This is a genomic window from uncultured Campylobacter sp. (assembly GCF_937997595.1).
Taxonomy (GTDB): domain Bacteria; phylum Campylobacterota; class Campylobacteria; order Campylobacterales; family Campylobacteraceae; genus Campylobacter_B.
Map to the genome: position 1 here is coordinate 1 of NZ_CALKTS010000331.1, position 5,828 is coordinate 5,828.

The following is a 5,828-nucleotide window of genomic DNA, read 5'->3' on the forward strand; positions in this document are numbered from 1 at the left end:
AGGCGCTTGCGAAGCTCGGCTAGATGGGGTTTTAGCTCTTCAAACATTAAATTTTTCTCTCATTATGATTTTTGCACTTCGTTATTTTGCGCGGAATTTTGCATAGAATTTTGCGCATCGCCGTTTAAATTTGCATTCATATTTTGAGCGGCGCTTTTTGCTTCACCGCTTGCATTAATATTTTGCGCGGAATTTTCCGCGCCGCCGCTTGCGCTCGGCATGGAATTTTCGTTTTCGACGCTAGAATTTTTGCCTTTGTCTACGGCGCCAGAATTTGTTGCGCTGCTAGCGGAGCCTTGCGTAGAGTTTTCGCCGCTCGAATTTGCTTTTAAATTTGCCGCCTCATTTTGTTTTTGTACCGAGACCTCCGCAGAGTTTAGCGCATCTTTGGCGGCATCCGAGCTAAGCGTTTCTTTAAGCGAGCTTTTCGCGTCTTTTAACCCTGCATTTAGCGTCTCTTTGACTGAGTCGATACCGCCTTTGATCTCGTCGAGCTCCTCAAACGTGAGCTTTTTGCGCACGCCCTCGCTTACTTGCGTGATACTCTCTTTATATTTTTTGGCGTCCTCTTTGAGCTCGGCGATGCGAAGCTCCTGATCGAAGCTCGATTTTGCGTCGTTGATGGTTTTTTTGATGACTTTGAAGTATTTCGCAAGCTCGACCAGCACTTTTGGAAGCTTCTCGGGCCCTAGCACGATTATCGCGATGATTAAAATGACCGTAATTTCAGGCATACTGATACCAAACATAAAATTTCCTAACGTAAAAAGTGGCGTATTGTAACTAAAATTTCATTAATCTTAAATTTAGCGCCCGCGGCGGCTTTCTTGCGTAATAAAAAGCGCAATCTCGTCGGCAAGCAAAAAGTTAGGATTATAAAATTTACCCTCGCCGAATTTCAGCTTTTTTTCGCGCACGAGCAGCTGCGCGTTGCTTAGCTCCGCAGCGTCTAAAATTTGCGCCTCAAATCCCAAAACGCAGCGCAGCCCAAGAAATATGCGCTCGAGCTTTTTATCCTGCGCGCTTAGGGCTTCGAGCTGTTTTTGCAGCGGATCTGCAATGTAGTCTTGCAAATTTTTAGGCGAGCTAAGGCGCACCTGCCCGCTTGTGCCCACGGCAAACGCTCCAAATCCGGCGTAATCCTCGCCGCGCCAGTAAGCCAGATTGTGCTTACAGCGCAGTCCGCGCGCGGCAAAATTTGAAATTTCATACTGATTAAAGCCGCTATCAGCTGCCAAAGCAAAGAGAAATTTAGCTAGAGTCGCGCTTTCCTTTTTAAAGCTTTCGCGCCCGAAAAAGGGCGTATTCTCCTCAAGGCTTAGCGCATAGGCGCTTAGATGCGGCACTTCGCAGCGCGCAAGCTCATCCATTTCAAATTTTAAATTCCTCTTATCGTCAAATTTGCTCGCGTAGATTAGATCCAAATTTATATTATCAAAGCCCGCCGCTTTGGCATTTTGCACCGCCAGAAAAATCTGCGCCGCACTGTGCGCGCGACCGAGAAATTTTAGCTTGGCATCGTTGAAGCTCTGCGCGCCGAAGCTGATGCGATTTACGCCGAGACCGCGCATCGCCCCAAGCCAAGCGGGGCTAGCGGAGTTCGGGTTGGCTTCCGAGCTGATTTCAGCTTTAGCGGCAAAATGCGGCGCGAGCAGCGCAAAAATTTCGTCGTAAAGCCCCGCATCCACGGCACTTGGCGTACCTCCGCCGATAAAAAGCGTCGAAATTTGCGCATGCGGATTTTTCGCCAAAAAATCGCGCACCTCAAGCTCTAGCGCGCGAAAGTAGCTTTTTGCGAGGCTAAATTTGTCGCTAAAAGAGCCAAAGGCGCAATACGGGCATTTGGAGGTGCAAAACGGCACGTGGATGTAGATGTGCAAGGGCGGTCCTATGGGCTAAATTTACGTCGCAAAATTTAGCGAATTAATTTGAAAATTTATATAAATTTTAAGCCTCTTAACGCAAATTTTAATATTTTTAGGTAGAATTTTGAGAAATTTTTTGTGAGAAAACGAGATGGAAAAAGAGAAAAATTACAGACTGAATGTCGCTGCAATCGTACTTTCGCCCTCGTATCCGTTTAATTGCGAAATTTTAATCGCGCAACGAAGCGACATCAAAGGCGCTTGGCAGTTTCCTCAAGGCGGTATCGACGACGGTGAGACGCCTACGATGGCTATCCGCAGAGAGCTCGGTGAGGAGATCGGAACAAGCAAAGTCGATATCATCGCTGAGTGCCCGAAGTGGCTCAGCTATGACTTTCCCGATGGGGTAGCTCAAAAGATGCGCCCATACGACGGGCAAATTCAAAGGTATTTTTTGGTGAGATTGCGAAGCTTAGCCGATATAAACATCAATACTAAACTTCCGGAGTTCGACGCATTTAAATTCGTAGGCGCGAATGAGGTTTTAAGGCACGTAAATCACTTCAAAAAGCCGATTTACGCGACGGTTTTAAAATATTTTAAGGAGGAGGGTTACATTTAATGCTGATCGTTCAAAAATACGGCGGTACGAGCGTCGGCACGCTAGAGCGGATCGAGGCGGTCGCGCAGCGCGTGATAAAGACTAAAAACGAAGGACACGATGTCGCGGTAATCGTCTCTGCGATGAGCGGCGTTACTAATCAGCTCATCGAGCAGGCGGAATTTTTTACTAAAACTCCCGTAGGCAGAGAGATGGACGTACTGCTAAGCTCGGGCGAGCGCGTCACGAGCGCACTTTTAGCTATCGCGCTAAATGCCAAGGGCTATGCTGCGATCGCGTTTAGCGGGCGAGGCGCAGGCATCGTGACGGATAATTTTCACACCAAAGCTCGCATCGTCTCTATCGATCCAAAAAGCATGCAAGAGGCGTTAAAGCAGGGCAAAATCGTCGTCGTCGCGGGCTTTCAAGGTATCAGCACCGCAGGCGAAGTAACTACGCTCGGGCGAGGCGGAAGCGATCTTAGCGCAGTCGCCGTCGCAGGAGCGCTGAATGCCGATCTGTGCGAAATTTACACCGACGTGGACGGCGTATATACGACCGATCCGCGCATCGAGCCAAAGGCTAAGAAGCTTGATCGTATCAGCTACGACGAGATGCTTGAGCTTGCGAGCTTGGGGGCGAAGGTTTTGCAAAATCGAAGCGTTGAGCTTGCGAAGAAATTAAACGTAAATTTGGTAACGCGAAGCAGTTTTAACGATCATGAAGGAACACTCATAACAGGAGAAGAAAAGATGGAAGATGCGGTAATTAGCGGCATTGCACTGGATAAAAATCAAGCAAGAATTACGATTAGAAACGTAGAGGATCGCCCCGGCGTAGCGGCTGAAATTTTCTCCGCGCTTGCGAGCAAGGAGATCAACGTCGATATGATCGTGCAAAATATCGGACGAAACGGCGAGACGAATTTGGGCTTTACTGTGCCGCAAAACGAGCTGCAGACTGCTTATGCGGTAATGAAAGAGGTAAATCCAAATCCGAATTCCATCATCGAATCGGACGCCGATATCGTAAAGGTTTCTTTGGTAGGCGTGGGTATGAAAAGCCACAGCGGCATAGCCAGCAAGGCGTTTAAGACGCTTGCGGATGAAGGGATAAATATTCAGATGATCTCCACGAGCGAGATTAAAATTTCGATGATCGTAGAGGCCAAATACGGCGAGCTTGCCGTGCGCGCGCTGCATAAAGCCTACGATTTGGATAAATAATGCAGGATCTGCACACTTGGAGCGTCACGGCGATGCGCTCCGAGCCCGGACTTGAGTGGCTCGAGGATCGCAAGGAGGACTGGACGCCGCTTTTAGCATCAAAGCTAAAATTCCTCCACGACGGCTTTGCTTTCATCGTCATCTGCGACGATGAGCGAAGCTGGTTTAGCGAATACATCATCAAAAAGATCAACTCCTCTACCAACTCACGCCCGCTGCTACCGTTTTTTTCTTTGCGCTCGCTCTACCGTGGCGGCGTAAATAGCCTCGAGGACGCGCTGCTGCTAAACGATATGCTAAGCCTCGCGTTTGCCAACGGCTTTATATATTTTTACATCGGCAACGGCAACCATCCGCTAGCCAAAATCGCCAAAAGCCACGAGGACAGCTATCTGTGGCTCATCGACGAGAGGCTGCAAAACAGCTTCTATATGAGCGAGAGCGATCCGAGCCTCGATCTCAAACTGATTCAGCTTTTTAAAATTTTAGACAAAAGCATCGACGCCGTGCTTTTTGACGAAGTGGTGCTTTGAAAATCATAAATCAGATCGTTTTGACGAGCGATTATGAGGGCTTTAAAGATAAAATTTTAGCCGAAATTCCGCGCAAAAATTTAAGGTTTTTTGAAAGCACTGAACTTAAGATCGACGAGGCGCGAAAGATCATCGACGAAGCCTACGTTGCCGAGCGCGAGGATAAGATCATCGTCATCGCCGCTACAAAATTCGGCGAGGAGGCGCAAAACGCCCTGCTTAAAATTTTAGAGGAGCCGCCTAAAAATACGGTATTTTTCCTGATCACCCCCTTCATCAACGCCCTGCTGCCTACCATCCGCTCGCGCCTCGTGGTGCAAAATCTCTGCGTGCGAAAGCCCAGATACCGCACCGGGCTAAATTTAACTAGGCTCGGCCTAAAGGAAGCGGTGGAGTTTATCGATGCACAGATCGCGCTGGAGCGCAAGGGCGAGCTAGATAAAACGGCGCTAAAAGCACTCATCGGCGAGATCGCGCTAGAGTGTTTCGAAACGGGCGTCAGGCTAAGCGGCGATGAACTACAGCGGATTGACTGCTTGAGTTACCTCGCCGAGCACAACGCTAAAGCCCATGCCGTGCTTACTCCGTTACTGTTGATGATCGAGGAGAAAAAAAGATGAAAATTTATAAAATTTCAAACGATGCCGACTTTGCGCTGATTTGCGAGCGCATCGGCGTGCGAAATGCGGGAAGGGCGATAATGCAGAAAAAATCGCGCCTAAACTTTTTCTATCTAAAAGACCTGCGAGCGCCCGCGGCGAATATTTTAAAGCAAGATGCCCTTAGCATCGGTGCCGAGCTTGCATGTAACGAAGGGGTGATCCTGGGGCGCGACGATACGGACGCGGTTTTGATCGCAAATGACCGTCAGATCGAGGCTTTGGCGCAAAAGGAAGCGCTGCAGGATTTCGGGCTAAAAGAGCTTGCGAAATTTCTAAGCGAGAAATTTGCTAAGCCGCAAAGCTGCGAAATAATGGGCGTAGTAAACATCAACTCCGATAGCTTCAACCCCGCAAGCCGTGCGGCAAGCTTAAAAGAGGCGACCAATAAGATCGAAAAGATGATTGAGCAGGGCGCCGCTATCATCGACATCGGCGGCGTAAGCTCGCGCCCGGGCAGCCAGTACTGCGGCAGGGATGAGGAGTTTGCGCGCATAAAGGACATCGTGAACGAAATTTATCGCCTGCGTCTGCACGAAAAGGCTAAATTTAGCCTTGATAGCTTCGATGAGTATTGTTTGGAATTTGCGCTAGATCGGGGCTTTAGCATCATTAACGACATCAGCGCAAACCTCGCTCTTGCCCCGCTTGCGCTTCGCTATGACGCCGCTTACGTGCTGATGCACATGCAAGGAAAGCCGCAAAATATGCAGCTTGCACCCAAATACGACGATCTGATGGGCGAGATCGATGAGTTTTTTGCGCAGAATTTGCAACAGCTGCGAAGCGCGGGGCTTAAAAAGATCATCCTTGACGTGGGCATCGGCTTTGGCAAGACCGCCGAGCAAAATTTGGTGCTGATTAAAAATTTGCAGCATTTCTTGCACTTCGGCTGTCCGCTGCTCGTGGGCGCAAGCAGAAAGAGCGTTATCGATTTTTACAGC

6 protein-coding genes and 1 pseudogene are annotated in these 5,828 nt (G+C 49.0%); 5 read left to right on the forward strand and 2 right to left on the reverse strand.

Annotated features, from left to right (window positions below):
- Positions 1-479: 479 nt before the first annotated feature.
- Positions 480-749, reverse strand: a pseudogene (gene tatB / locus Q0614_RS11290) (Sec-independent protein translocase protein TatB); the annotation flags it as partial.
- A 57-nt stretch (positions 750-806) separates the two neighbouring features.
- On the reverse strand, positions 807-1,880 hold the full coding sequence (gene hemW, locus Q0614_RS11295; protein ID WP_298788777.1) for a radical SAM family heme chaperone HemW: 1,074 nt from the start codon (positions 1,878-1,880) through the stop codon (positions 807-809).
- Between the two features lie 136 nt (positions 1,881-2,016).
- On the opposite strand from hemW, the gene Q0614_RS11300 reads away from it, so the two are divergent.
- The 5 genes from Q0614_RS11300 to folP all read left to right on the forward strand — a co-directional run.
- Positions 2,017-2,487 carry an RNA pyrophosphohydrolase gene (locus tag Q0614_RS11300; protein WP_298788779.1) on the forward strand — a complete coding sequence of 157 codons (471 nt, stop codon included), beginning with the start codon at positions 2,017-2,019 and terminating at the stop codon, positions 2,485-2,487.
- Complete coding sequence (locus Q0614_RS11305; protein WP_295151394.1) at positions 2,487-3,692, forward strand: aspartate kinase; 1,206 nt, start codon at positions 2,487-2,489, stop codon at positions 3,690-3,692. The genes Q0614_RS11300 and Q0614_RS11305 overlap by 1 nt, the downstream gene beginning before the upstream one ends.
- Positions 3,692-4,225 carry a HobA family DNA replication regulator gene (locus tag Q0614_RS11310; protein WP_005873254.1) on the forward strand — a complete coding sequence of 178 codons (534 nt, stop codon included), beginning with the start codon at positions 3,692-3,694 and terminating at the stop codon, positions 4,223-4,225. Before Q0614_RS11305 ends, Q0614_RS11310 begins: the two co-directional genes overlap by 1 nt.
- Positions 4,222-4,845: a DNA polymerase III subunit delta' gene (locus tag Q0614_RS11315; RefSeq protein ID WP_298788781.1), complete on the forward strand. Its 624-nt coding sequence runs from the start codon at positions 4,222-4,224 to the stop codon at positions 4,843-4,845. The genes Q0614_RS11310 and Q0614_RS11315 overlap by 4 nt, the downstream gene beginning before the upstream one ends.
- On the forward strand, positions 4,842-5,828 hold a 987-nt coding region (gene folP, locus Q0614_RS11320), incomplete at its 3' end, for a dihydropteroate synthase (protein WP_298788783.1). The genes Q0614_RS11315 and folP, both read left to right, overlap by 4 nt.

Excerpts from the sequence above, each read along its gene's own strand:
- Q0614_RS11305 (WP_295151394.1), top strand. The coding sequence starts at position 2,487 with ATGCTGATCGTTCAAAAATACGGCGGTACGAGCGTCGGCACGCTAGAG.
- Q0614_RS11300 (WP_298788779.1), top strand. The coding sequence starts at position 2,017 with ATGGAAAAAGAGAAAAATTACAGACTGAATGTCGCTGCAATCGTACTT.
- Q0614_RS11310 (WP_005873254.1), top strand. The coding sequence starts at position 3,692 with ATGCAGGATCTGCACACTTGGAGCGTCACGGCGATGCGCTCCGAGCCC.